Origin of the sequence: Vitiosangium sp. GDMCC 1.1324, from assembly GCF_003044305.1 — a bacterium.
GTDB lineage: Bacteria > Myxococcota > Myxococcia > Myxococcales > Myxococcaceae > Archangium.
Genome location: NZ_PZOX01000019.1, coordinates 187,480 through 212,295, shown reverse-complemented (window position 1 = coordinate 212,295; position 24,816 = coordinate 187,480). Strand labels below are relative to the sequence as shown.

At 68.3% G+C, this 24,816-nt stretch carries 11 protein-coding genes; 5 read left to right on the top strand and 6 right to left on the bottom strand.

Annotated elements, in window-relative coordinates; genetic code table 11:
• Positions 1 to 8 precede the first annotated feature (8 nt).
• From DAT35_RS41575 to DAT35_RS41555, 5 genes are read left to right on the top strand one after another with little or no spacing between them, the layout of a single operon-like run.
• On the top strand, positions 9 to 1,409 hold the full coding sequence (locus tag DAT35_RS41575) for a SagB family peptide dehydrogenase (RefSeq protein ID WP_108074845.1): 1,401 nt from the start codon (positions 9 to 11) through the stop codon (positions 1,407 to 1,409).
• Between the two features lie 35 nt (positions 1,410 to 1,444).
• Positions 1,445 to 5,302, top strand: a complete 3,858-nt coding sequence (locus DAT35_RS41570; protein WP_108074844.1) for a serine/threonine-protein kinase PknK — start codon at positions 1,445 to 1,447, stop codon at positions 5,300 to 5,302.
• Entirely contained in the window at positions 5,299 to 8,145 is a 2,847-nt protein-coding gene (lanM, locus tag DAT35_RS41565; RefSeq protein WP_108074843.1) for a type 2 lanthipeptide synthetase LanM, read from the top strand. The genes DAT35_RS41570 and lanM overlap by 4 nt, the downstream gene beginning before the upstream one ends.
• 15 nt (positions 8,146 to 8,160) lie before the next feature.
• The gene (locus DAT35_RS41560) at positions 8,161 to 9,384 is read left to right on the top strand and encodes a YcaO-like family protein (RefSeq protein ID WP_108074842.1); all 1,224 of its coding nucleotides are present in this window, start codon (positions 8,161 to 8,163) and stop codon (positions 9,382 to 9,384) included.
• A gap of 31 nt (positions 9,385 to 9,415) precedes the next feature.
• Positions 9,416 to 10,732, top strand: a complete 1,317-nt coding sequence (locus DAT35_RS41555) for a TfuA-like protein (RefSeq protein WP_108074841.1) — start codon at positions 9,416 to 9,418, stop codon at positions 10,730 to 10,732.
• Positions 10,733 to 10,734: 2 nt separating this feature from the next.
• Here the strand turns inward: DAT35_RS41555 and DAT35_RS41550 are convergent, their stop codons facing one another.
• From DAT35_RS41550 to DAT35_RS41525, 6 genes are read right to left on the bottom strand one after another with little or no spacing between them, the layout of a single operon-like run.
• Positions 10,735 to 11,994, bottom strand: a complete 1,260-nt coding sequence (locus DAT35_RS41550) for an NAD(P)/FAD-dependent oxidoreductase (RefSeq protein WP_199243157.1) — start codon at positions 11,992 to 11,994, stop codon at positions 10,735 to 10,737.
• A gap of 55 nt (positions 11,995 to 12,049) precedes the next feature.
• Positions 12,050 to 14,644 (bottom strand): contractile injection system tape measure protein, encoded by a 2,595-nt coding sequence (locus DAT35_RS41545; protein WP_108074839.1) that lies wholly within the window; start codon positions 14,642 to 14,644, stop codon positions 12,050 to 12,052.
• The gene (locus DAT35_RS41540) at positions 14,641 to 16,182 is read right to left on the bottom strand and encodes a hypothetical protein (RefSeq protein WP_108074838.1); all 1,542 of its coding nucleotides are present in this window, start codon (positions 16,180 to 16,182) and stop codon (positions 14,641 to 14,643) included. Before DAT35_RS41540 ends, DAT35_RS41545 begins: the two co-directional genes overlap by 4 nt.
• 4 nt (positions 16,183 to 16,186) lie before the next feature.
• Complete coding sequence (locus tag DAT35_RS41535; RefSeq protein WP_108074837.1) at positions 16,187 to 18,172, bottom strand: hypothetical protein; 1,986 nt, start codon at positions 18,170 to 18,172, stop codon at positions 16,187 to 16,189.
• A 16-nt stretch (positions 18,173 to 18,188) separates the two neighbouring features.
• Positions 18,189 to 20,723 carry a tail fiber domain-containing protein gene (locus DAT35_RS41530; RefSeq protein WP_108074836.1) on the bottom strand — a complete coding sequence of 845 codons (2,535 nt, stop codon included), beginning with the start codon at positions 20,721 to 20,723 and terminating at the stop codon, positions 18,189 to 18,191.
• Positions 20,724 to 20,751: 28 nt separating this feature from the next.
• Complete coding sequence (locus DAT35_RS41525) at positions 20,752 to 24,801, bottom strand: baseplate J/gp47 family protein (protein ID WP_108074835.1); 4,050 nt, start codon at positions 24,799 to 24,801, stop codon at positions 20,752 to 20,754.
• Positions 24,802 to 24,816: the final 15 nt, after the last annotated feature.

Sequence of the window (24,816 nt, the reverse complement as noted above, 5' to 3'; positions counted from 1 at the left end):
AGGGCCCCATGTCACCGCGTGCTCCCAAAACCCGACTCCTGCTCACCCTCGCGCCCGGCGCCAGCACCCACGAGCCCTCCCTGGGGCGACTCCCCAAGGCGGTGTCCCGGGCGTTGAAGCGGCTGGCCTCCGGTGGTGTTACCGAGGAGACCCTGGAGCGGATTGCGCTGGAGGGGGGTGTGGAAGCGGCGGCGCGGCTACACGTGGTGCTCGCGCGGCTGTCCCAACGGGGTCTCCTCCACTTCGTGGTGCGGGGCAAGACGGGAGAGCTGGCTCGGCTCACTCCCACCCGTCCCCTCCTCGCATTCGCTCCGTGCGCGCCCTCCCCCAAACGCCTGCTGCGCCTGTCCCGCTTCGCCCTCCTGCGCAGGGACGGGGACGGACTCGTGCTGGAGAGCCCGCGAGCCCACGCCCGGGTCGCCCTCGCCGGTCCGGCACTCCCCCTGGTGGCCGCGCTGGCAGCGCCCCTCACCTCCCGCGAGGCCGCGGCCCGTCTTCCCTCGCCAGAGCGCCCGGCCGCCAGGAGCCTGGTGGACATCCTCTTCCGCGCCGGGCTGCTCGTGGAGACGGAAGAGGATGGATCCACCATCGAGGAGCGCGACCCCGGGCTCGCCCTCTGGGAGTTCCATGATCTGCTGTTCCACACCCGGACCCGCCGCCCGTCGCCCGGCCAACCCCACGGGGCCACCTACCGCCTCGCGGACACGGTGGCCCCACTCCCGGTGGTGGCCCCTGTCACCGGCCCGTTGGTGGCACTGCGCCGGCCGGACCTGGAGCGACTGCGCCGGGAGGATCCACCCCTGGCCGAGGTGATGGAGCGCCGCCGCTCCATCCGTGAGTCAGGGGACGATCCGCTCACGCTGGACCAGCTCTCCGAGCTGCTCTACCGCTGCGCCCGTCTGCGCGAGGTGCTCCCCGGAGAGCGCGACCCCGTCTCCCGCCGCCCCCATCCGTCCGGCGGCGCCCGCTACCCGCTGGAGCTCTACCTCACCGTGAGCGCCTGCCACGGCCTGGAGCCAGGCCTGTATCGCTATGAGCCGGCCAGCCACCAGTTGGAGCGACGCAGCGGGATGACGCGCGCAGTGGAAGAGTTGCTCGACGCCCACCGACCCGGCGCCAACACGCCCCAGGTGCTCCTCACCCTGGCGGCCCGCTTCCCGCGGGTCTCCTGGAAGTACCAATCGATCGCCTACGCCCTGGTGCTCAAGGAGGCCGGGGTGCTGCTCCAGTCCCTGTCGTTGGCGGCCACGGCCCTGGGGCTCGCCGCCTGCGTGCTGGGCCACGGAGATGTCGAGGCCTTCGAACGGGCCGCGGGCACCGACGGCCACGTGGAGTCCTCTGTAGCGGAGCTGGCGTTGGGCAGCCTCCCCACGAGAGGTCCGCTGGGAAACCCGGGGGCGCACACGTAGTATCCGGCTCCATCGAAGCAGCAGCGGAGGGAACGATGGATTCCAGCAAGCACAAGACCAGTTCCATCTCCGGACAGGGCCTCGCCCCGGAGGAGACCATCCCCCCGGGGACCCTGCTCGGGCGCTACGAGGTGCTCCGGCACGTGGGCGCTGGCGGCATGGGAGTCGTCTACCAGGCGCGCGACACCGAGCGCGGCAACGTCGTGGCCCTCAAGACACTGCATCGCATCGAGCCCGGTGCCCTGCTGCGGTTGAAGAACGAGTTCCGCCACATCGCCAACGTCTCCCACCGCAACCTCGTCTCCCTGCACGAGCTGTTCTCCGTGGATGACCAGTGGTTCTTCACCATGGAGTACGTCGAGGGAGAAAACCTCTGGAGCGTGCTGCAGCGGGGCGGGCCGGTGTTGGACGCCGCTCGCGCCCAGGAGGCCTCCTCCGGTGCCACGGTCACCGTGGGCTCGCACGGCACGTCCGGCAGGCCCAGTACCACCGACGCCACCGTCACCTCGGCCCTCCAGGACACGCCGCCGCCGGTGCAGGCCACCTCGGTGAGCGCCCCCTCCCGTGAGCTGTGGATTCCCCAGCCGCGGCTGCCCATCGACGAGCTCCGGCGCATCTTCCAGGAGCTGGCGCTGGGCATCCAGGCGCTCCATTCCGCCCGGAAGCTCCACTGCGACATCAAACCGCGCAACGTGATGGTGGCCCAGGACGGGCGGGTGGTGCTGCTGGACTTCGGGCTCTCGAGCGACCGGGCGCAGCCCTCCGCGGCCGAGCTGGCCGGCACACCGGCGTACATCTCGCCCGAGCAGGTGCTGGGACAGCCCGCCTCCGAGTCCAGCGACTGGTACGCCTTCGGGGTGATGCTCTATGAGGCTCTCACGGGCCGGCGGGCCTTCGTCAGCGCCCGCTCCCTGCTGGACAAGTCTCACCTGGAGCGGCCCGCGTTCCCCACCTCGCCCAACGTGCCCGAGCCACTGCGCGAGCTCTGCCTGGAACTGCTCGTGCGCGACCCGGAGGCACGCCCCGACGGCGCCACGGTGCTGGCACGCCTGGGAGTCGCCGCCACGGCCCCGGAGGCGCGCTGGGAGCGGAGCGAGGCGTTGGTCGGCCGCGAGCCCCACCTCGCCGTCCTGCACGAGTCCTGGCGGTCCATGCGCGAGGGACGCATGGTGGTGGTCCACGTCCATGGCCTCTCGGGCATGGGAAAGACAGCGCTGGTGCACCGCTTCGTCGAGGAGCTGGGGCAACGCGAGCGCGCCGTGGTGCTGAGCGGCCGCTGCTACGAGCGCGAGGCGGTGCCCTACAAGGCCTTCGACACCCTGGTGGATTCGCTCACGCACCACCTGCGCTCCCTGCCCTGGCAGGACGTGAAGGCGCTGCTGCCCGCGGATGCCTCGGAGCTCGTGCGCATCTTCCCGGTGCTCCACCGGGTGGAGGCCTTTGCCCAGCTCGAGCCCAGCCGGCTCGAGTCGGTGCGGGACCGGACCGAGCTGCGGCGGCGCGCGTTCCGGGCCTTCAAGCTGCTGCTGGCCCGGCTCGCGCAGCGCGCGCCGCTCGCCCTGTATATCGACGACCTGCAGTGGGGCGACGACGACAGCATCGCGGCCCTGGGCGAGCTGCTGGAGCCCCAGGACGCGCCGGCGCTGCTGCTGGTGTGCGGCTACCGCACCGGTGAAGGGGCGGCGGTGCGCCTGCTGGCCGACCACCAGCGCCAGAGCGCCCTCACGGGCAGCTCCGTGAGCGTCCGCGAGGTGGAGGTGGGGCCGCTGTCCGAGGCCGATGCGCGCCGGCTGGCGGCCCTCCTGAGCGGCCTGGAGGAGACGGCACCGCGGGTGGAGCGCATCGCCCGGGAGGCCCAGGGCAGCCCTTTCTTCGTCGAGCAGTTGGTGCGCTACACGGGCGCCACGGGCAACACGCCAGAGGACCCGACCGACGTCACCCTGGAGCGGCTGGTGCGAGCCCGCGTGAAACAGCTCCCCGAGGGCGCCCAGCGCCTGCTGGAGATGGTGGCCGTGGCAGGCCAGCCGGTGGCCCAGGGCCTCGCCTCGCGCGCCGCGGCGCTCCAGGGCGATCCCCATGCCCCCTGGACGATGCTGCGCGCGGCCCACCTGATCCGCACCCGGGGCGGGCGCCAGGGCGACGAGGTGGAGTGCTACCACGATCGCATCCGCGAGGCCGTCCATGGGGACCTGACGGCCGGGTCGCTTCAGGAACACCACCTGCAGTGGGCCACCCTGATGGAGTCCTCGGAACAGGCGGATCCGGAGCGGCTGGCCCGTCACTTCCGGGGCGCCGGGGTGCGAGACAAGGCCGGACGCTACGCGGCCCGGGCGGCGGAACGCGCCGCGAGCGCCCTGGCCTTCGGACGCGCCGCGGAGCTCTATGGCGAGGCCCTGGAATGCCTGCCCGGTGACTCCACCTTGAAGGAGAAGCGAGCGGACGCGCTGGTGAACGCGGGGCGGGGCGCCGAGGCCGCGCCGCTCTACCTGGAGGTGGCCGCGAGCGCCGCGCCCGAGTCGGTGCACGGCCTGCGGCAACGCGCCGCCTTCCAGTACCTGGCGGCGGGCATCATCCCGGAGGGTGTCCAGGTGCTCAAGCCGCTCCTGGCCGAGCTGGGGCTCTCCTACCCCGAGACACCGCGCAAGGCGCTCGCGGGACTCATCGCGCGCATGCTCCGGCTGCGGCTGGGCGGCATGCGCTTCAAGGAGCGCCCGCTGGAGCAGATTCCCCCCCAGCACCTGGTGAAGCTGGACACGGTCTGGGCCGCAGGCAGGGGCCTGGCCTCGTCGGACGTGATGCGCGGTGCCTACTTCTCGGTGCACGCCATGCAGCTGGCGCTCGAGGCGGGCGACCCCCGGCGCATCGCACGCAGCCTGCTGGGCATGGGCGTGACCACCCTGGCCCGCGGCAGCGACCGCGAGGTCGAGCGCGGCGCCCGGCTGATCTCCCAGGCGGAGCGGATGTGCCAGGGACTGGGTGACCCGCACATGCTCGGGCTGATCGGCGTGGTGCGCGGCACGGCGGAGATGGCGCTCGGGCGGTGGCGCGGCGCGCACGGCCTGCTGGTGGAGGCGGCCCGCGTCCTGGAAGAGAACTGCAACGGCGTGGCCTGGGAGCTCAGCCAGGCCTACTCCACCGACGTGAACTGCCTGGTGATGCTGGGTGAGCTGAACGAGGCGGCCCTGCGCGGCAACCGCTGGCTGCGCGTCTCGCGGCAGAACGGCGATCGCTTCGGCGCGGTGTGGCTCGGGCTGAACCTCGCCACGGTGCGACTGGCCATGGAGGGCCCTGCGGTGGCGCTGGAGCAACTGCGCGAGGCGATGAGCGGCTGGCACTCGGAGGGAATCACCGCGCAGCACGTGTACAACATGCTGGCGACCGCCCGGTGCGAGCTGTTCCAGGGAGAGGTGGCAGCGGCCTGGAAGACCTTCGAGGACACCTGGAAGCGGGCCGAGCGCGCCCAGGCGCTGAGCTGGCAGTTCATCCGCGTCATGGCCACGCAACTGCGCGCCGGAACGGCGGTGGCGCTGGCCCGGACGCGACCCGCCGAGCGCAAGCGGCTGCTCGAGGTGGCCCGGGGTGACGCCCGGTGGATGGAGAAGACGGGCCGCCCTCCCGCGCGAGCCGCGGCACAGCTCGTCACGGCCGCGGTAGACGCCACCGAGGGCCGCCAGGAGCAGGCGGTGCGGGCGCTGGATGCGGCCATCTCCCTCTTCAACGAGGCGGAGATGGCGCTGCACGTCGCCTGCGCCCGGCGCCGCAAGGGCGAGCTGCTCGGTGGGAGCGAGGGACAGGCGCTGGTGGCTTCCTCCGATGAGGCGATGCGGGCCCGCGGCGTGCGAGATCCCCTCCGCTGGACGGCCAGCCTCACCCCCGGCTTCTCCGATGCATGAGGACCGCCTCGCTCGCTTCCCGGCTGCGGCGTCTGGCCTCCCGAGCGGCCCCGCTCGGCGCGGACCCGGGCTGGGTGCACGAGCTGACCCAGCTGCTGGAGGGAGCGGAGCGCGTCACGAGCGCGGCCTCCGGCACCTGGAATGCCTCCCCCGCCGAGGCGGCGCTCGCTCCGCTGCTGGCGGCCGCTGAGGCGGCGCTGAACGGAGAGCTGGCCCGTGCTGGCGCCGCCGTCCTTCCCTCCGCGCGCCGGGACCTGGTGGGACTGCTCTCCCGCCGGCTGGTGGCCGCCTGCGTCCGGGTGTTGGCACTGGAGCATCAGGCGCGGGAAGAGACCTCGGCCCTGTGGAGTAACGCCGTCCCATCGCCCGGCGCCCACCCGGAAGAGTGGGTGGAGCGCCTCGAGCACTTCCCCGTCCTGGCCTGGCTCATGGGACGCATCCTCCTGGGCTGGCGCGCGCACGTGCGGGAACTGCTCCAGCGCTGGAAGGAGGATCGCGCGCTGCTCACCCGTGCGCTCTTCGGGGGCACGCCTCCTGGGGCACTGGCCGGGGTGCTCGGGGATGCAGGCGACGTGCACGCCGGTGGCCGCGCGGTGACGCTGCTGCGCTTCGAGAACGGCCGCATCGCCGTCTACAAGCCCAGGGATCTGCGCATCACCCGCGCGGTGCTGGAGCTGTGCGGCTTCCTCAACACCTCCGGGTTGCCGCTGCCACTGCATGTGCGCGCGGTGGTCGCTCGCGAGCACCACTGTTGGGAGGAGTTCATCCCGGCGGCACCCTGCCACACGCCCGCCGAGGTGGAGCGCTTCTACTTCCGCGTGGGGATGCTCGCCCGCCTGATGCAGCTGCTGGAGGCAACGGACCTGTGGGCCGACAACCTGGTGGCCGCGGGCGAGCACCCGGTGCTCGTGGACCTGGAGACGGTGCTGCAACCGAGGTTGCCACCGCGGCCCGGGCCCCTGGCGGAACGCGAGGCGGAGGACTGGCTGCGCGAGTCGGTGGCGCCCCTCGGGCTGTTCTCGGCGCCGACGCCCATCGCCCCCGGAGTACCGGCACAGGATCTGGGGGCCATGGCCTCCGCGCGCACCTTCGTGACCCCCCGCCGGAGCGCGCCCCGCCTCGAGGCACTCTCGGGCGGGGTCCAGCCCAGCCACGAGGGCTACCTGCTCTGGAACCACCCGGAGCACGTGCCCACGCTGGCGGGCGAGCCCGTCCCCATCGAGTCCCAGCTGGAGCCGCTCCTGGAGGGCTACCGCGCCATGCACACGGCGCTGCGCCGACAGCGCGAGACGCTCCTCGAGGCAGGGAGCCCGCTCATGCGCATGGCGGGGCTGCCGGTCCGCTACATCCACCGCACGACGTGGACGTGCCATCGGTTGCTGCAAGCCGGGTTGGCGCCCTCGCTGCTGGTGGACCGGACGAAGCGCGAGGCCCTGCTGGCGGACGCGCCGCGGGCGGCCGAGGCCCACCCGAAGCCCGCGTCGGAGCGAGCGGTGACCCTGGCGGAGGTGGACGCCGTGAGGGCGCTGGACATCCCCTATCTGCGCTGTCGTACCGACGCACGCGCACTGCTGGACGCGGACGGGCGGGTGCTGGACGAGGGCTTCTTCCACGGCAGCGCACTGGAGCGCGCCCGCCAGCGGCTGCTCGAGCTGGACACCTTCGCACTCGCGCGGCACGAGGCAATGCTGTGCTCCACCCTGGCCTGTGGCCACCCCGCCGCCAGGCCGATCGGACGAACCGCGAAGGTGGTGCACGAAGGGTCACCGGACTGGCTGGCCGAGGCGGTGGCGGTGGGAGACCTCCTGCTGGAGGAGGGCCTCGGCGCGGGAGGGAGCCTGCGCTGGGTAGGGCGTGAGTACGAGCCCCTCCACGCGCTCTGGAGGATGGCGGTGCTCCCACCGGACCTGCTCACCGGCACGGCGGGAATCGCGGTGGTGCTGGCGGAGCTGCACGCGGCGAGTGGCCAGGTCCGGTTCCGCGAGGCGGCGCTGGGAGCGCTGGAAGCCACCCGGCTGGCGGTGACGCAATCGGAGCACGCCCCCTGGGAGGACAAGCCCCGAGAGGTAGGCGGGTTTCGTGGAACAGGAGCGCACCTGTATGCGCTGCACCGCTGCGCCGTCACCCTGGGGATGCCGGAGTTGATGGAGAAGGCCCGGAGCCTCGCCGCCGCCCTGCCCCTGGAGCGCATCGGAGCCCGGGCCCCGCTCGACCTGATCACGGGCGCACCGGGGCTGTTGCTCGTGCTCACCGCCTCCGGGCTCGTACCGGCCGCGAGGGTGCTGGCGGCGGCCCTGGCACCGCGACCGAGCGAGACTCCGCCCTCCTCGATCCCCATAGACTCCCCCTTGCAGTGCCTCCCGCCTCCCGCGAGTGGCTGGGCCCTGTGCGCGGCACGACTGCAAGCGGCCGGCGCACCCGTCCCCTGGTCTCCATTCGCCCCGCCCCCGCCCACCACCTCTGGCGCACTCCTCGCCCTGATTGCCCTGGGACAGGGCGACGGGCTCCGAGCGCGGGTGCTCCACGCACTGGAGGGGGCTGCGTCTGGCTCCACCTCCGCGCGCCTGGACGGACTGGAGCTGGCCCTGGTGGCCGACTCGAGCACCGGTGAGCCCATCTGGCGGGAGCACGCGGAACGACTCGGACGGAGCCTGCTCGCCGAGCACCGCGCCGAGGGGCGCTGGTTTCCGGATCGGCTGGTGGCGGATGCGCAGGAACCGTCCGCCCTGTGGGGACTGGGCGCGGTGGCTCATGCACTCCTGCGGCTGCACACGCCCGGGAGGTGGCCCTCCCTGCGGCTGCTCGAAGCGGGCGGGTCATTCATGGATGCCGGGACGAGATGATATAGCCCTGCGGCGATGTGGACGTTCCAGCCCAGCCCGAAGATCGGACCGCTCTCGTCCCGCGTCGTTCCCGCCGAGGAAACGGAGCGTCGTGTCCTCGCCGTTCGCTCCCGCGTCCCCATCACACGGCTCTCGGATCTGACACCGCTCGATCCGATTCGCCTGCCCGTGTTCACGGCCGTCACGCCGCTGGCCCGAGATCTGACGACCCACCTGGGCAAGGGCAGCGATGCGGTGAGCGCCCGCGTGAGCGCCCTGATGGAGGCGGTGGAACGGGTCTCCGCCGAGAGCGCGCCCCGGGGCTCCACGCGGCGCGCCCGCTTCACCCGGCTCTCGCGAGAGAAGTCCGCACGGCCCATCGATCCCACGACGCTCCAGCTTCCCACCGACAGCTGCTACGCGCCCGATGGCGTATTCACCTGGATCCAGAGCCACGAGCTGCTCTCCGATGCCCGCGTGCTCATGGCGGCGGATCTCGTGCTGAACCCTCCCTCGGAGGGCGTGCTGCGGGAGGTGGACACGAACGGCCTCGCCTCGGGAAACACGCTGCTCGAGGCAGTCGTGCACGGGCTGTGCGAGGTCATCGAGCGCGACATCCAGAGCCAGCTCGACTTCACGGCTGCTTTCGGCGATGCGGAGACCCCGTTGCCGCCCCTGGTGACGGTCGAGCCCACGAGCCTTCCCGCCTCGGCACGTGCGTGGCTGGAGCGGCTCACGCGGGCGGGACTCGAGGTGCTCGTCCAGGACGTGACCCACGAGCTCGGGGTGGCCAGCTTCCGGACGGTCATCCTCGATGACGACTACCCATCGACGGATGGCCCCCTTCCGATGCTGTTCAACGGATGGGGGAGTGCGCCACACGCGGAGCTCGCGCTCCTGCGCTCCATCACGGAGGCGGTGCAGTCACGACTCGGGTTCATCCAGGGGGCGAGGGACTCGTTCAACGTCCGTCTCGAAGGCTCCCATGCCGCGAGCCGGGCCCACCGGCGCCGCGAACTCGCACCAGGGCGCACGGCCTCCTTCTCGAGCACGCCGTCGTTCGAGTCCTCGGACCTGCTCGCGGATCTGGAGTTCCTCCTGCGGCGGCTCCAGACCTCGGGGTTCGAGCAGGTAATCGTGACGGACCTGACGCGCGAGGACCTCGGGATTCCCGTCGTGCGCGTGCGCGTGCCGGGACTGTCGTGCTTCACCGTGAACCGGCGCCGGGTGGACTGGCGGTGCCTGCGCCATCTGCTGTGACGCTCTGCCCTCGCACGAGTCCCTGGACGCCATGCCCCCCCTCCCGGTGACACCCGCCCCCATCATCCATCTCGGGCCGAGCCTGCCGCGCCGCGAGGCGGAGACGTTGCTGCCGGGCGGCGACTTTCGCCCTCCGGTCCGGCGTGGAGACCTCTATCGCGAGCGCGCGCAGGGCGGCTCGGTCTTCGTGATCATCGATGGCGTCTTCTACCAGGAGCACGCGATCTCCCCCCGGGAGCTCATCGACGTGCTGCGGGATGGTGCGTGGGTGGTGGGGGCCTCCAGCATGGGGGCACTGCGCGCGGCCGAATGCTGGCCGGCGGGGATGGTGGGTGTCGGCGCTATCTACCGGCTCTTCCGCCGGGGGCGGCTGACCTCGGACGACGAGGTGGCCGTGGTGTTCGACCCGGACGGTGAGCGCCCCGCCTCGCTCGCGCTGGTGAACGTGCGCCATGCGGTGGCCCGAGCGCTGCGCCGGGGGCACCTCACGCGCCCCAAGGCGGAAGCGCTCGTGCGCGCGGCGGAGGAGACGTTCTACGCGGAGCGGACATGGCGGACGCTGCTGACACGCGCGGGACTCGGCAGGGAGAAGCGGCTCGAGCAACTGCTCGCGGGATGGGACCTCAAGGGCGATGATGCGCGGCGCGTGCTGCGGTATGTCGCGCGCCAGTTGGCGGCCCACCCTGCCCTCGCCCACCGTCCCCGGCGCGGCGACACGGACTTCGCTACCTCGGAGTACACGCGCGAGCGGAGCCATGACGCGCTCGCCGGACTGGACCCCTCCGAAGCCCGACGAACCCTCGCTCGCTGGCACCTGGTGAGCGGACGCTACACCCGCCATGCGCTGGCGATCGCCTCGACCAGTCCCGAGGTGGGGCTCCTGGAGCGAATCCAGAAGAAGGACCCCGCCGCCAGGCTCCTCTCCGTCTCGCTGTTGCAACAGGAGCCGGGGGCACCGATGCGCTTCGTTCCTTCGGAAGCGGAGCAACAGGGATTGACGTCCCTGCTCTCGTTGCGACTCGCGCAGCGTGAGCTGTGGGCCGTGTTCATGGCCCACGAGACACTGTTCGCGGACTGGTTGTGGCAACAGCTCCACCTCTCGGGAGAGCTCGACGCGGAGCTCTTCCGCTGGCGGGCGATTCACGAAGCGGCCTCGCGGGCACGGGCGTTGGGACTCGCGGCGAGACCTCGCGACCGGTATCTGGCGCGAGAGGAGATGGCCCATGCGCACGGCTTCGACACCTGGGGACGGATGGAGCGCTCTGCTTGGATGAAACCCTGGTGGTCCTTCTTCCTCGACTACGCCGAGACGCGCGCGCTCTCCAGGCGGATGCGCGACGCCTTGTAGCCTCACCGCCGCCTGCTCGCGGCGCGCCTCCGGGGCTCAGGGCGTGCCGCGGGCAAGGGCTCGCTGAGCTCCTTCAGGGTATGCAGTCCGCCCAGGCCTGAAATGAGGTGGATGAAGTCCTGCCGAGCGGACATCTGACGGAGGGGATCGACCAATTCCTGCGCGTGCGCCCAGTAGACTTCCTTGTCCTTGCTGGCGTCGTAGAAGTAGTGGACGAACGAGAAGACCACGTCGAGGAATTGGCGGTAGATGGCCTCGTAGCGCTGACGCATGCGCTCCTCATCCTTCGGGTGCCTCAGGAGGTGATCGAGAACGGTGGCCGCCAGACTGCCCCCGTTCATGGCGAGGAAGACGCCGGTGGAGAACAACGGATCCACGAAGCCGGCGGCATCTCCGACGAGCAGGAAGCCGGGGCCGTGGAAGCGCCGGCATCGGTAGGACCAGTCGCGCATGGAGTGGAAGGCGGCCACGCGCTGAGCCGGTGCGAGCATGCGCCGAGCCTCCACCGACTGCTCGATCCTGTCGAGCAGGAGCTGGCCGAGCCGGCCCTCGTGGGCGCGCGCGTTCTCGTGCGGGGTGACCCAGCCCACGCTCTGCGTGCCATCGTGCAGGGGAATAAGCCACAGCCACCCATCGGGCAGGTTCTCCACGAGGATGTTGCCGGCATCCCTGCCTTCGTAGAGGCGCGCGCCGGAGAAGTAGGTCCACACGGCCAGGTTCTTGAGGTCCTCGTCCCACTCAATGAGGTCGAGCGCGCGACCGAGCAGGTGCGACTGCCCGCTCGCGTCGATCACGAAGCGGGCGCGCGCCTCGCGCGGGGGCTCGCCACCCGAGGCAGCGTAGCGGACGCCCACACAGCGCCCGTCCTCGAAGAGGAACTCACTCACCTTCGTCTCCTCGAGCACGGTGGCCCCCAGGGCCCGCGCGTGCTTGAGGAGCATGCTGTCGAACTCGGAGCGGCAGACCTGGAACGTGTAGGCGAAGGGACCGGCCTCGCCGAAGTAGACGGACCACGGCTCGCGGTGGCGGCCCCAGAGCAGCGTCACGCCGTACTTCCTGGTGAAGCCCTGCTGGAGCGCTTTCTCGTACAGCCCGAGTTCCTTGAGGACCGGCATGATGCCCGGAACGAGCGATTCACCGATGTGGTAGCGGGGAAACTTCTCGCGCTCGATGAGCAGCACCCGATAGCCGCGCCTGGCGAGCAGCCCCCCCACCGTCGAACCACCGGGGCCACCGCCGACGACGACGACATCCCAGGACATAGAATCCATCTCCACCCCTCCCGTGAGACACACGGCTCCGTTGGACTCAGCGCCCTCACCACTCCACGCAGAGCGGCGCCTCCATCCAAGGCAGCTTCACCCAGCCCATCCCCCAGGGAAAGCGGTCGAGCACCACGTCATAGGGCGCACGCGCCACCCGCAGGAGCCATGTACCATCGCGGGTGCTCAACACCCCCTTCCGAAGCAGGAACGAGCCCCGAAACCCGGCGATCGACATCTCCTTCAGGATCGGGGCGTTCGCGATCACCGCCGCGAGCAGGTTCGCACACTCCTCTGCCTCGACCTCCGTGACGGGAGGACCGAATTCGAAGACCTCGGCCAGCCGCAGCCCACAGAGCACCTTGGCCAGCGGGAGCTGGAACTCCGGCGGCGAGCCATCTTCCGTGACCAGGTACTGCAACAGGCCGACGGCACGGTGTTGAGCGCTCCGGTCCTTGAACTGCTTGTCCGCCGTCAACTCCAGGCGCTCGAACGCGTGGCCGAGGAAGGGCCAGAGAATGACCAGCCCGGCGTTCTCCACATATATCTCGTCGGATTCACTGTAGGTCAGGTCGAGGGACGGCGCCTTGTTCGCCACCTTCAGCATCGCCTCGGACGTCACGCTCTGGACCAGCCTTCGCGCCTCGCCGAGGGCCTCCGCTGGCAGGCTCGCTGCTGCCGCGTGCTCCAGTTCCTCGAGGATGCGCCGAAGCGCACGTTGGGACGGCCTCTGCGAGGCGAGGGCCCGGCGCAGCAATCGCAGAAACCCGGCCCCCGTCTCGGCGGCACTCGGGCCGTGCTCGCGGGCTAGTTGGTCCAGGTCCCTCCACGCCTTGAAGATGGAGTCGCCATGTGCTGTCCCACCAGGGACCGCCGCCCGGAGCTCCTCGAAAAGCGCCACGATGGGGATTCCCCACCGCTCGAGCCGCTCCTGAATGGCTTCGGTTTCCTCCGCGAGGAGTGCCTCGCCCTCTCCCGTACGCTCGCCCCGCTCAGCGCCGCTGCCCTCTCCTTCCACCTCCGCGAGTTGCTCCTGGACCAGCCTTCGCCCCGTACGCTCGCCCTGCTCTGCGCCGCTGCCCTGTCCTTCCACCTCCGCGAGTTGCTCCTGGACCAGCCTTCGCGCCTCGCCGAGAGTCTCCGCTGGCAGGCTCGCTGCTGCCGCGTGCTCCAGTTCCCCGAGGATGCGCCAGAGCGCGCGTTGGGACAGCCTCTGCGAGGCGAGGACCTGGCGCAGCAATCGCAGAAACCCGGCCCCCGTCTCGGCGGCACTCGGGCCGTGCTCGCGGGCTTGCTGGTCCAGGTCCCTCCATACCTTGAAGACGGAGTCGCCATGTGCTGTCCCACCAGGAGGGACCGCCGCCCGGAGCTCCTCGAAAAGCGCCACGATGGGGATTCCCCACCGCTCGAGCCGCTCCTGAATGGCTTCGGTTTCTTCCGCGCGGAGTGCCTCGCCCGCTCCCGTACGCTCGCCCCGCTCAGCGCCGCTGCCCTGTCCTTCCACCTCCGCGAGTTGCTCCTGGACCAGCCTTCGCCCCGTACGCTCGACCTGCTCAGCACCGCTGCCCTGCCCTTCCACCTCCGCGAGTTGCTCCTGGACCAGCCTTCGTCCCGTACGCTCGACCTGCTCAGCACCGCTGCCCTGTCCTTCCACCTCCGCGAGTTGCTCCTGGACCAGCCTTCGCGCCTCGCCGAGGGCCTCCGCTGGCAGGCCTATCGCCGTCTCCGCTCCATCGCGATGAAAGACCGAGTCGCTCGCGGGAACCTCTCCCCGGAGCTCCCGATAGAGACTCTGCACGACCATCCCGAGCGGATCGGGCCGGCCATCCAGATTCACGCCTCGGTTCGCGTGCAGCCCCGTGAGCAGAGACCTGTAGGTCACGCCCAACTCGAGCGCGAGGTGCGCCAGCGCTCCCCGCCAGAAACTCACAGGCCCGCCGCTCCAGCTCTCCTCAATGCAGGCCGCCCGCAGCGCGGCCAGCCAGACAGCGTTCCTGAAACGAGCCGGTTCGATCCCAGCAACCGCCCGGCCCGCCTGTAGCAAGGCATCGAGTTCCACCGATCGCTCCGAGGGGCTGATCGATGAAGACGCGGCGAGAGCGGCGAAAAGCGCCGACAGCCGTTCACCCTCGCAGTGAAGGATGATTCGTGAAAGGTCGGCTCGCTCACGAGCCAGCGTCCGCACCACCGCTACCAGTGGGCGCGTGGCACGCCGGAGCAGGAGTCCCAGGGTCTCGTCCACCAGTTTCGGCTTCGATGCGTCCGCCCACCACGGGAGGCTGCCTGTATGGGCAAAGAATGCCACCAACTCCAGCTGAGAAAGTGTCTCGGGGTCGTCGCCCGACAGGGCAGTCGCCTCGTCTTCCTTCTGGATCTGCACTGCCAGCGCTTTGCGCAGGAGCGGCTCCAGCTTCTCGATCAGCTCGCGTTCCAGGTTCTCGTGGCTGACTTCTCCGACGTCCACCACCAACGACTCGATACGATGGAGGCGATCCTGAGCACCAATCTCCGTACAACAACGGTCGATGAGGCCCTCGATGCTCTGGCTCTGGATACGGCTGAGCTCCGATTGCAGGGGCCACGCCAAGCGCTCGTCCCGGAGGGTTACCTCCAGGACCAGCCGACGAATCCGATGGCGGGGAGCGCTCACGGCTGCGTGGCCGGAATCACTCGACTCGCCTGCCACGCGACCCCGGTGCGGGCCTTGATGGCCATGACGTGCAGGGTGCCATCAACCGGCAGCGGAGTGATTTCGACGAGGGGCTCGAGCGGGGGCAGGGTCGCGAGGTCCGTATCCGGAGGCACCAGGGGCGGATCACGCGTGAGGACGAAGTCCATTCCGATTCGGAGCTGCGCGAGGCCCCGGTTCTGCTGCGGCGCCACCTCGTCCATTCGGTGGAAATAAGCCGGCAGGCCGAGCAGGGTTGGCTCGCCGGTCCGGCGGAAGGTGTAGAAGACGCCGGCTTGGCCGCCCGACACAAGAAGCGTGCCGCGCGTACCGTCTACCGGCGAAAGCGTCAGTCCAAGCCCGAGCGCCGGATCCGGTCGCGACAGGGCCACCACCGCCTGCGCGAGCTGCAACGCGGACTGGAGGGGCATCTTGGAGGGATGGCTCTTGCGCGCCTGGATCACCACGACGCTGTCCTCGTGGAGCTGCCCGACCATGAGCGTCAGTTTGCCACCGTTGCCCTGCTTCGAATCGCCCTGCTGCGCATAGCCGCTCTGGACCTGCCAGGGCACGGGCCGCGGAGGCCTGCGCACCCGGACATCGTGCTCCGGGACGTCCAACGAGGCGGGAACGTGGAGAGTGATCGCATCATCCGCTCCGAGCAGATTGTCGATATCGAAGTCTGCGTCGCCGAGCGTCCGGACATAGGCGCTGTACACGACACTCTGCTGGCTGCCCTCGATCGAGATGCCAACGGGGCCCACGGGGTCGACGAGCGGCGAGCCATCAATCGACACCGCGAGCACCGGATTGGCACGAACCGAGAGCGGCAGCGTCACCTCGAGATACTCGCTCAGGTTGGGTCGATTTTCGGAGGGCTCGAACGTCTTCGTGACGTGGATCCGGATTTGGGTGTCCTCCTGGATGGCATTCGTTTCGAGGGTGATGTTGCCGCCGACCTCCACATGCAGCGGCTCCGTGAAGACCAGGGCTCCTGCCGCATTGGTATAAACGAGCTGATAGTCCGCCTCGGCCTGGGCGCCCTCGATGGTGACCTGGGCCGTGCTCCCGTAATCGATGATGGGAGGAAACAAGGGCTGTGAGGTGTTCGGGTCACGAATCCAGGCATTGAGCTTCGTGTTGAGTCCGACCTTCACCTCTACTTGCTGATGAAGGAAGGCTTGACGCCCCGGCCGCTCCTTCCCCGATGCATCGATCTTGGAGCCGCGGAACCGGAAGATCCTGTTCACGGTGATGAGCGGGCCGTTGAGGACGCTCTCCCCGCCATTCCCTACCACGAAGTAAGGAGCCCCCACCGGGACATTGCCTTCGAACAGCTCGTACCGGACGTCCACCTGGCCGGGGTTGATGTCGAACACGGAGGGATGGTTGAAGAGCACGGTGAGTTGCTCACCCTGCACCACCACGTCCTGGACAGGATAGGTCTCGCCGAGCCCCAGCATGTCGATGAGCCGGTCCCGGGCGCTTCGTACACGGATGTGTCGCTCGATGGGTATCATGGTGTTACGAGCCGAGCTCCTCCAAACCCACGTTGAACCTCTCGGCCGAGTACGCTCTCAGCTCCTCCAGCCAGCCCAGGTAGGCCGCCTGGAAGAGCTCGAACTCGGCGTTCGCCATCCAGCGAATGTACGGTGTCAGGTGAGCCGGCGTCTCCATGCGGACGGCCTGCTCGACGAGCCTCTTGGCTTCTTCATTGGACTCTGCGTCCTTCTTGAAGCGCCCCCTCTCCGCGAAGACGAAGCTCAGCTGGAGGGAGTAGGGATCCCTGCTCGCCGCGGCCGCGAGCAGCGGCACGGTCTGCTGGTTGTCGCCTTCCATAGGACGCAGCAGGATATGTTCGATGATGAAGAAGCTCTCGCCGTTCTCCTCGACGAGCCCGAGCTTGAGTCGAAGCCGCTCCTCCAGCCCTGCTCGGTTGTTCTCGCCTGGAGGCACGAAGTAGTTGAACGATGTGCCTCGCGCGCCGCTGAGCCGCGGGTATCGCCGCAGGAACGCCTGCTTTCTCTGGGTGAGCCCCTCGACCGACGAAGTCCCCGGGTCGTCGATTTCCTCGGCGAACCGGGCAAGCAGGTGGTTCAGGAAACGATTCTTCCGCTCCACGTCCCTGTCAGCACCAGTTCCCCCGCTCGCCTCGAGACTCTTGGAGAGAACGTTGCTCTCGTTCTGGGGAGGGAGGATCGCCCCGAAATCCAGGCCGGACTGGGAGAGCGACTGGGTGAAATAGGTTCGCGTCTCGGGGCTGTCGTAGGAGAACAGCTCCTTCACGTGGGCGAGCTGCGCGAGGTAGTTGGCCATGAGCTGATCGAAGAACATCAGATAGGCCTCGAGCTGTCTGGCCTGGGCCTTGCGCTCCGGCGGCGCGGAGGCTGGCAGGCCCAGCTCTCCAACGCCGTAGAGCGCCGGGAGATGGTGCCGGACGGACCAGTACCTGCCGACGTTCCGGTCACGCCCCACTGGCAAGGCCAGGCTGTTCCCACCACCGCTCGATGCGCTCGATGGAGCCAACACAGCCGTCGGCTCTTCGGCGCGAGGGGGAATGACCTTTCCCTCCCGCATCAAGGTGATCGTCGAGCGCTTGATATCCAGCTTGGCGACTTTTCTGGAAGCGACCCGGAAGGAAGACAATACCTTACTCCCATCCTCTCTCACGATCTGGATCTGGTTGACCGCCCTTACCCCCTTGACGTCCATGATCGCATGGATGAGGTCCGAGGTATTGATCGCAATCCGTCGCGTCGCGTTCTCCAGGACTTCATCCGGGATGAAGCCGTGCTCGAGCCGGGGCCCGTCGAAGATCTCATCGAACGATTTCCCGGACTCCAGCATCTTCTCCAGGCTCGAGAAGGGAACGGGCGGTGAGATCTCGTCAGCGAGCTTCCGGATGATCTCGAACCGGATCTGGACGGCATCGTCCATCGGCCCGATCTCCATCGTGGCATCCACCTGGACGAGCTGCGGCTCCAGCACCTCGATCTCCGCGAAGTCCTCGCACAACCCCCGGTTCGCGTGCAGGCGGCGGGCAACGCTCGCCCGGAGCTGGGTGCCATTGTCACCGGCCTCGTCCGTGGCCTCGATGAGGACGTGATAGAGGCCCTTCAGCATCACCGGCTCGGATGGGGACGGCTCGGCCGACAGGCTGAGCTCGTCCCGCTCAGGGTGGTGATAGAGCGTCTCCTCCTCGAGAAGCTCGACCCAGGCGTTCTTGACGCCGTTCACATCGAGGGCCAGCCGGCGGAGATCGGCGGGTGTCACGGGCCGGGAGGTGAGGATCTCCGCTGGAGGATGAAGGCTCTCGTAGGGATCGCCGCCCCCATTGGCGAGGAGGTCGGGGAGCTCGTAGTCGGTTCGATAGCCGAGGTCCGTGAGGGCGTAGCAGAGTTGCTCGAGGAGGGTGATTCCCGGGTCGTGGGCGTTGAAGTCCGTCCACTGTTTGCCGGTCATCCGCTCGAGCTGGCGAATCCCCTCCCTGCGCAGGAATGCGTAGTCCATCGGTCGGCTCCATTGACTAGAGAGGCGGCAGGCTCTTGGAGTCGATCGGCTGCGCCTCCTGGATCAACGCCATGAACTGTGCCTTCGTCGCGCCGGCCTGCACCCACTCGGAGAGATCCTTCACGCCGGCGGGCAGCTTCGCCAACCGGATCGAGGCCACCTTGCCCTCCAGGTCGAACACGATGCGCCGCAGATGCCGCTGTCCGGAGATGTCGGTGTCGGGGCAGATCACGACATGCTTGTTTCGCAGGGTCTCCGAATACGCCGAGTTCCAGTCGACCGCGCCCGGGCTCGTGGTGGCCGCCCAGGTTTTGTCCGGAAGCCCCAGTTTGACGGCCGTATTGGTGTCCTTCTCTCCCTCCACGATCAGCACCCTCTCGGCTTCGACGACCTCGGGCAGGCGGTAGAGCACCGCACGCACGCCCTTGACATTGCCAGTCCAGCCCCCCTTCCCGTCGGGCTGCCGGAAGTGGAATGCCTTGGGCTCGTAGCGAATGACCTGGAAGAGCAGGCTCTTCTTCTCATCCGTATAGTCGTAGGTCTCGACGACCTTGCGTTCAACGGAGCCCCGGCGCTTCGGCTTTTCCTCCATGTCCTTCGGTGGCACGAAAGCTCGCGGCAGCTTCTCCGGCGGCTCGCCGCGCAGCGCCCGGAGCTCCGACCTGAGCTCCCGCAGCGCCTCGACCACCAATGCCTCGAAGCCCCGGATCGTGATTCCCTTGTATCCATTCGGGTCATCACTGACCCAATCCGGGAAGACGGTCTCCACCTCCTGCGCGATCATGCCAATCTGCGTACCGGTCTGATTCCCCTGGGTCTCGGGCGCCTTCCATTTGAAGGTCACACCACGAAGCTTGAGCAGCCTGTCGAGCGCGCCAGTCAACCCGCGAATCTCGTCTTTCAGTCTGTAATCGGAGGAATTACTCCAGGCTCCACCACCAGGCTTCCAGGCGTTCGCCCCCGTGATAGACAATTCACCATTGCCGGTGTTGAACAAAAACCTCCTCGCCGAGCTACCGTCCAGGATCCCCACGTAATTGGTTGCGATAAGCCCGATGAACGCGGAGCTGGGTACAGCGGGCTGAGTCGATGAGTAGTACTGCAAATGTTTCAGCCAGATGCCGGCATTTTCGTCCGCGAAGGTGCCGCGGACTCTCATCTGGCCAGCGACTTCGAAGGTGCACAGGTTCTCGTAACTGGGAGAGCCGACATACACATGACCGGTCGGAGCGACCGTGAGCGCATCGCCCACCCCCGAGATGTTGAGCTGCGCGCGATCATTGAGTTGAAGCCAGGTGAACTTGCCGAGGTTCAATCCATTGGGCGATGGGACCGAGATGCCACCATTGGCCGAGATGGCACCGCTGGCCGTGAGCGCGGCGACGCTGGTGCTCCCCGCTACCGTGAGCGTCTTGGCTGCTGGGACCGTGATGCCACCATTGGCCGTGATGGCGCCCGCGACCGTGACGGCGCCACCCGCCGTGAGGTTCTGCCCCGCCGGAATCGTGAGCCCCCCGTTGGCCGAGATGGCACCCGTGGCCGAGATGGTGCCCCCTACGGTGAGGTTCTGCCCCACCGGAATCGTGAGCCCCCCGTTAGCCGAGATGGCGCCGCTGGCCGTGAACGCGGCGACGCTGGTGCTCCCCGCAACCGAGAGCGTCTTGGTGGATGGGACCGTGAGGCCTCCATCGGCCGAGATGGCGCCCGTGGCCGAGATGGTGCCCCCTACCGCGAGGCTCTGCCCCGCCGGAATCGTGAGTCCCCCGTTGGCCGAGATGGCGCCGCTGGCCGTGAGCGCGGCGACGCTGGTGCTCCCCGCCACCGAGAGCGTCTTGGCTGCTGGGACCGTGATGCCACCATTGGCCGTGATGGCGCCCGTGACCGTGACGGCGCCACTGACCGTGACGGCACCACCCGCCGTGAGGCTCTGCCCCGCCGGAATCGTGAGCCCCCCATTGGCCGAGATGGCACCCGTGGCCGAGATGGTGCCCCCCACCGAGAGGTTCTGCCCCGCCGGAATCGTGACCCCTCCGTTGGCCGAGATGGTGCCGCTGGCCGTGAGCGCGGCGACGCTGGTGCTCCCCGCCACCGAGAGCGTCCTGGCTGCTGGGACCGTGATGCCACCATTGGCCGTGATGGCGCCACTGGCCGTGATCGCGCCACCCGCCGAGAGGTCCTTCCCCACTGGAATCGAGATGCCCTCAGCAGCGATGAGATTGCCGCCTGTCGTGACCGAGCCCGTCGTGCCATCGATGACCAGGCGAGGGACTCCAGTGTCGCCGCCAATGGAGAATCCCTTTCCGCCCAGCGCATTGGTCAGGCTCATCACCCAGGCCGCGCTGGGATCCGAGAGGGACTCGTAGAATTTGATCGCTGATTTGCTGCCGCTCGCCGACGCCTCGATGCTCAGCGGCTCGCCCGACGGCTTGGTGATGCCATCGTCTTTCTGGTTCAGCATCCCGTCGATGAGGTCGGCGAAGTTGCCCTCTGTCGGAATGGCATTCTTGACGAAGTACTTCTTGAGGTCGATCCGGCCCTTCTTGTTGATCATGATGATCTCGTGTCCCTGAAAAGGGCAGTCATCCCACGATGAAATCCAGTTCCACCTTCATGAAGCCGATGCCTGTCATCAGCCTCTCGTCGTATACCGCGTCATGAAGCACGTCGATCACGTGCGTTCGGGCCGCCACGAGGATCTCGTCCGGCTGATCGGTCTCCACGAAATCACTGTTCCAATCGCCCACCCACCCCTCCGGGCGGGGTGCCGGATGAAACGTCTCGCCATCGCTGCTGCGGAAGAGCCTGACCCCGGCGACGTAATCCACATAGGGACGGCGATCGACGAAATCCACGATGCTGTTCGCGTAGATCCTCCCGCCGATCACGATGTCGGCGCCCTCCTCGTAGGCCCACGGCGAGAGGAAGCGGTTGAGTTCGTCGTTGAGTTTCCGCGCGTAATAGTTCTCGTTACCCTCGTCCCTGAAACGGACGCGCAGGCGCACGCGAACGGCCATGTAGCGGGCGTTCCGGACCTTGATCGAGGCAAAGGCAGGGCTCCGCGTCGCGAGGTAGGCCTCGACGTCCGTCAGCAGCTTCGACGGCGCCCTGGGCGCGAAGGGGTCGGAGGGAAGCAGGTTGCGGATGTCGGGGATGACGATGATATCGACTCGACCAGGCTGGTCCGAGCCAGCGGGGATGCACTTGGCCTTATAGACTTCCGGAAAGTGCTCCAGGACCAGCCGCTCGTAATCCCACATCGTGACAGCGCGCTGCTTGTGACGAAGGCGCTCGCCGACGCGCGTGGCCCACATGGCGTCCCCCTCCGCGGTCCGTCCCCCATGGGAGGTGTAGGGCTGGCGCACGCCTGAGATTCCCCGGACCTCCGACGCGAGCCGGGTAATGGTCTCTGGAGGCAGGGGCTCGCGGAAATGGTCCGGCGCGTTGTTGCGATCAACGAAGGTGGCGGAGACCGCCTGGGTGTGCAAGGCAATGGCATCGCAGACGCCCGAAGTGCCTCGCGCCACGGATGCACGTATCCAGTAGAGCTCGCTGGGGAGGCGCGTGTTGGGTTCCGCCTGCACAAGAGCGAATTCGATGATCCCAGAATTGGCGAGGCCACGCGTGGTGTCCAGAAGAACCCGGTCATCCAGGGAGAGCCAGCGGTTTCCGCTCAGATAACTCCAGCGGATGGGCTCCGACTCCAGCTCGGGATTGGCGCTGCCCTCGGCCATCTGGAAGAGAATGGAGACGGTCTGGGGAGCGGCCGTGCCTCGCAGGCCGATATAGAATTCGCCGTCGTTCTCGTAGCGGGGAAGGAAGGGCAGGCCTGCCGACGAGCGCTCGGCCTCGATATCGCTGTGCCCGAACGGGTGGACGTGGAAGATTCGAGCGCCGGGCGCATCCACGGGAGCAGCGTCGAGACGAACCTCCACCGAGGAGGAGTAACCGAGCGTCAGAGTCTTGATCTTCGGCGTGTAGGGCGGGTTGACCTTGTAATCATTGACGTTCTTCACCTGCTGCTTGCTGATGTCGATGGCGAGCTCAAGCGCCTTTCTCGACGCCACGGCGGGATAGGTTCCATGCTGGAAGTCAGGGGCGTTCAGCTCCCATTGCAGATAGCGCCGCCAGCCCGTCAGCTCCTCACCAAACGCCACTGCCGGTTCCATCCCCAGGTCACCCGGCGCGGGGATGACGACGCTGCCGTTACCGCCAATGACGATTTGGGGCGTGCCCGCGGGGAAGAGCGCCGCAGCCGCGGCAAGCTCCGTGACCCTCCCTCGGTCAATCAAGCCGACCTTGGCGGTGAATTTCACGGGCGTGTCCAGCCCATAGTTGGCGTAGTGCGCCTCCAGATCGGCCGGAGCCCCCATCCACTCGAAGTCGAAGGTCAGGCTATCGAGCCGCTTGGTGACGACCTCGGGGTGTCCTATCAACAGGCGTGACCCGACGGAGGGCGTGATGCCGAACGGCTCGAAGGGCTTCTTCGCGCTCAGCACGGCCTCTTCGTTCTGCAGTTGGATGGACTTGAGCCCGCTCACGCCCACCTTGATATGGGCGGCGCTCACGATGAGGCCGCCGAGCTCCCGATAGCGGACCACATACTGCTTGTCCTCGTCGCTCCATATCGGCCGGAGCATCAACCTCAAGGCAGGCCATGTTCTATCGATGGGCTCGAGCTCCGCCGGCAGCGCGCAGATCGGGTCGACACTCGGCCCGATCTCGAGCTTGAACTGAACCCCCAGAGGATCCTCCTCGGGCGCTTCCTCTACGTCCCCGCCGAGCAGCACACTGTACGGGCCGAACGTCACCGCCTTGGCCTGGCATTCGACCCACCCCTTCTGGGTGCTGACCTCCAAGCGCAGGGCGGCCTGCGTCTTCAGAAGCTCCTCGAGCGCGTCCGGGTGGGCCCCCGCCCCGAAGCCCAGGGTGAGCGTGATGGTGCGCGTGCCCTCGCTCAACGAGAGGACGGGGGAGCTGATGGCCCAGCCCAAGACCGCCGCGGGCCGGACATTCTTGTCCATGGGCGGCAGCAGCCCGAAGGGGGCCCACCGCGGAGAGCGCTGCTGCCCTTCGAGCACCGGGCGGGCCCCCGCGAGGGTGACATCCTCGGCCGGAAACAGGTTCAGCCACTTCTCCGTCTCCGCCGACGGCTCACCGATCCGGTTGCGCAGCACCACCTCCAGAATGCTGTAGACGCGCTCCCAGTCCCCGCTCCCGGCAGCCGCACGAAGTTGATCGATGGTCGCCGATTGACCCAGGAAGGGCTGCAGATCCTCGTCGGTGGCCGAGGGGTCTTCCATCACATGCTGGATCAGGGACTCGAGGTTCGTGCCGAGCTTCCTGAGCTGACCTCTGCGAACGTCGCGAACCTTCTCCCTGTGCGCGGCCTCCAGGAGCGCGTCCACACGGTCCCAGCCTGGCCCGGTCATCGGGTCGACCAGTTGCTGAATGACCCGGTGGAAACTCTCCAGGGCCATGAAGAAGTACTCCTCGATCTCCTGGAGCACGTTCCAATATGCCTCGAGACCGAGGTCCTGGCCCCCAACGGATATCTGGCCGACGGCGGACTGGGCGTTCGCGGTGAAGGCCCTCGGGTCATGACCAGCCGGAAGCTGGTACGTGGGATCCCCCCGCTTCCGCTGGCCCGCGAGCTCGAGGACAGCATTGATCTTGTTCCACTGCTGTGTGAGCTGCGCCTCCAGGAATTCCGTTTCCCTGCCCTGCGCGACCGCTTCCTCCAGGGAGACCTCGAGCTCGTCGGCGATCTTCTTCAGGCGCATCAGGTCGCGCAGCTCGCTCAACTCCAGATAGAAACCACTGCTCTCCTTCGTGAGCTGCGTCAGACTATCGAGCTCTATCAGCTTCGCGAAGTCGAGCTCTGTTCCCCCGGGACCTGGGTACGGAGGCAAGGGGTCACCAGGCAACGGATCGCCGAGCGCCATCCGGAGCATCGCGAGCCCCACGACTTCTTTCGGAGAACCCGACGGGAGGTTCTCCCTCGCCTCACGGATCCCCGTCCACTGTCGCTGGACGAGGAGAGCACTCAGCTTCGCGATCTGGGCCCGATTGACGACGAGATCGCGATCCGTCGTATAGATCCGCTCACGTCCGAGGCTGTCTTTCCCCGCGTCGACGGGGCTGCCTTGAGGGACGAGCGCTGCGGTGGAGCCTCGGGCGAGGTCGAGGATCAGGTTCACCCGATCCGGGATGGGCCCCTTCCTGGCCATCTGGAGGACCTGGCGAAAGTAGAACTCGAGGTGCCGCCCGGTCAGGTTGTTGAGTCCAGTCTGGACATTCTGGAAGAGCTTCAGGAACGCGAGGAAAAGGACGAAGTGCGGGCGGAACAGCGCGGGCGAAGCCTCCGGACGGAACAGCGATGGATCATTCAGGAAGGCCGCGACGTCCTTGGGCTCGAGAGAGCCGACGAATCCGCTCCAGTCACCGGCCGGGAGGTTGTCCAGACCGAAATACGTGAGCCCCTTGCCATACTCGCGCGCGAAGGCCACGAGATCCGCGACCGTGCGCTCGTCCACGGCGACATAGCCGGGCTCCAGCGCGGCGATGGCGCGTCCCTTCTGGCTCGTGCCATCACGCGGGGTGAATTCGGGCTCTTCTAGCTTGCTTGCCATGGCGTGCGAGGACCG

Excerpts from the sequence above, each read along its gene's own strand:
- DAT35_RS41535 (WP_108074837.1), bottom strand. The coding sequence starts at position 18,172 with ATGGACTACGCATTCCTGCGCAGGGAGGGGATTCGCCAGCTCGAGCGG.
- DAT35_RS41550 (WP_199243157.1), bottom strand. The coding sequence starts at position 11,994 with ATGTCCTGGGATGTCGTCGTCGTCGGCGGTGGCCCCGGTGGTTCGACG.
- DAT35_RS41555 (WP_108074841.1), top strand. The coding sequence starts at position 9,416 with ATGCCCCCCCTCCCGGTGACACCCGCCCCCATCATCCATCTCGGGCCG.
- DAT35_RS41540 (WP_108074838.1), bottom strand. The coding sequence starts at position 16,182 with ATGATACCCATCGAGCGACACATCCGTGTACGAAGCGCCCGGGACCGG.
- DAT35_RS41530 (WP_108074836.1), bottom strand. The coding sequence starts at position 20,723 with ATGATCAACAAGAAGGGCCGGATCGACCTCAAGAAGTACTTCGTCAAG.
- lanM (WP_108074843.1), top strand. The coding sequence starts at position 5,299 with ATGAGGACCGCCTCGCTCGCTTCCCGGCTGCGGCGTCTGGCCTCCCGA.
- DAT35_RS41560 (WP_108074842.1), top strand. The coding sequence starts at position 8,161 with ATGTGGACGTTCCAGCCCAGCCCGAAGATCGGACCGCTCTCGTCCCGC.
- DAT35_RS41525 (WP_108074835.1), bottom strand. The coding sequence starts at position 24,801 with ATGGCAAGCAAGCTAGAAGAGCCCGAATTCACCCCGCGTGATGGCACG.
- DAT35_RS41575 (WP_108074845.1), top strand. The coding sequence starts at position 9 with ATGTCACCGCGTGCTCCCAAAACCCGACTCCTGCTCACCCTCGCGCCC.
- DAT35_RS41570 (WP_108074844.1), top strand. The coding sequence starts at position 1,445 with ATGGATTCCAGCAAGCACAAGACCAGTTCCATCTCCGGACAGGGCCTC.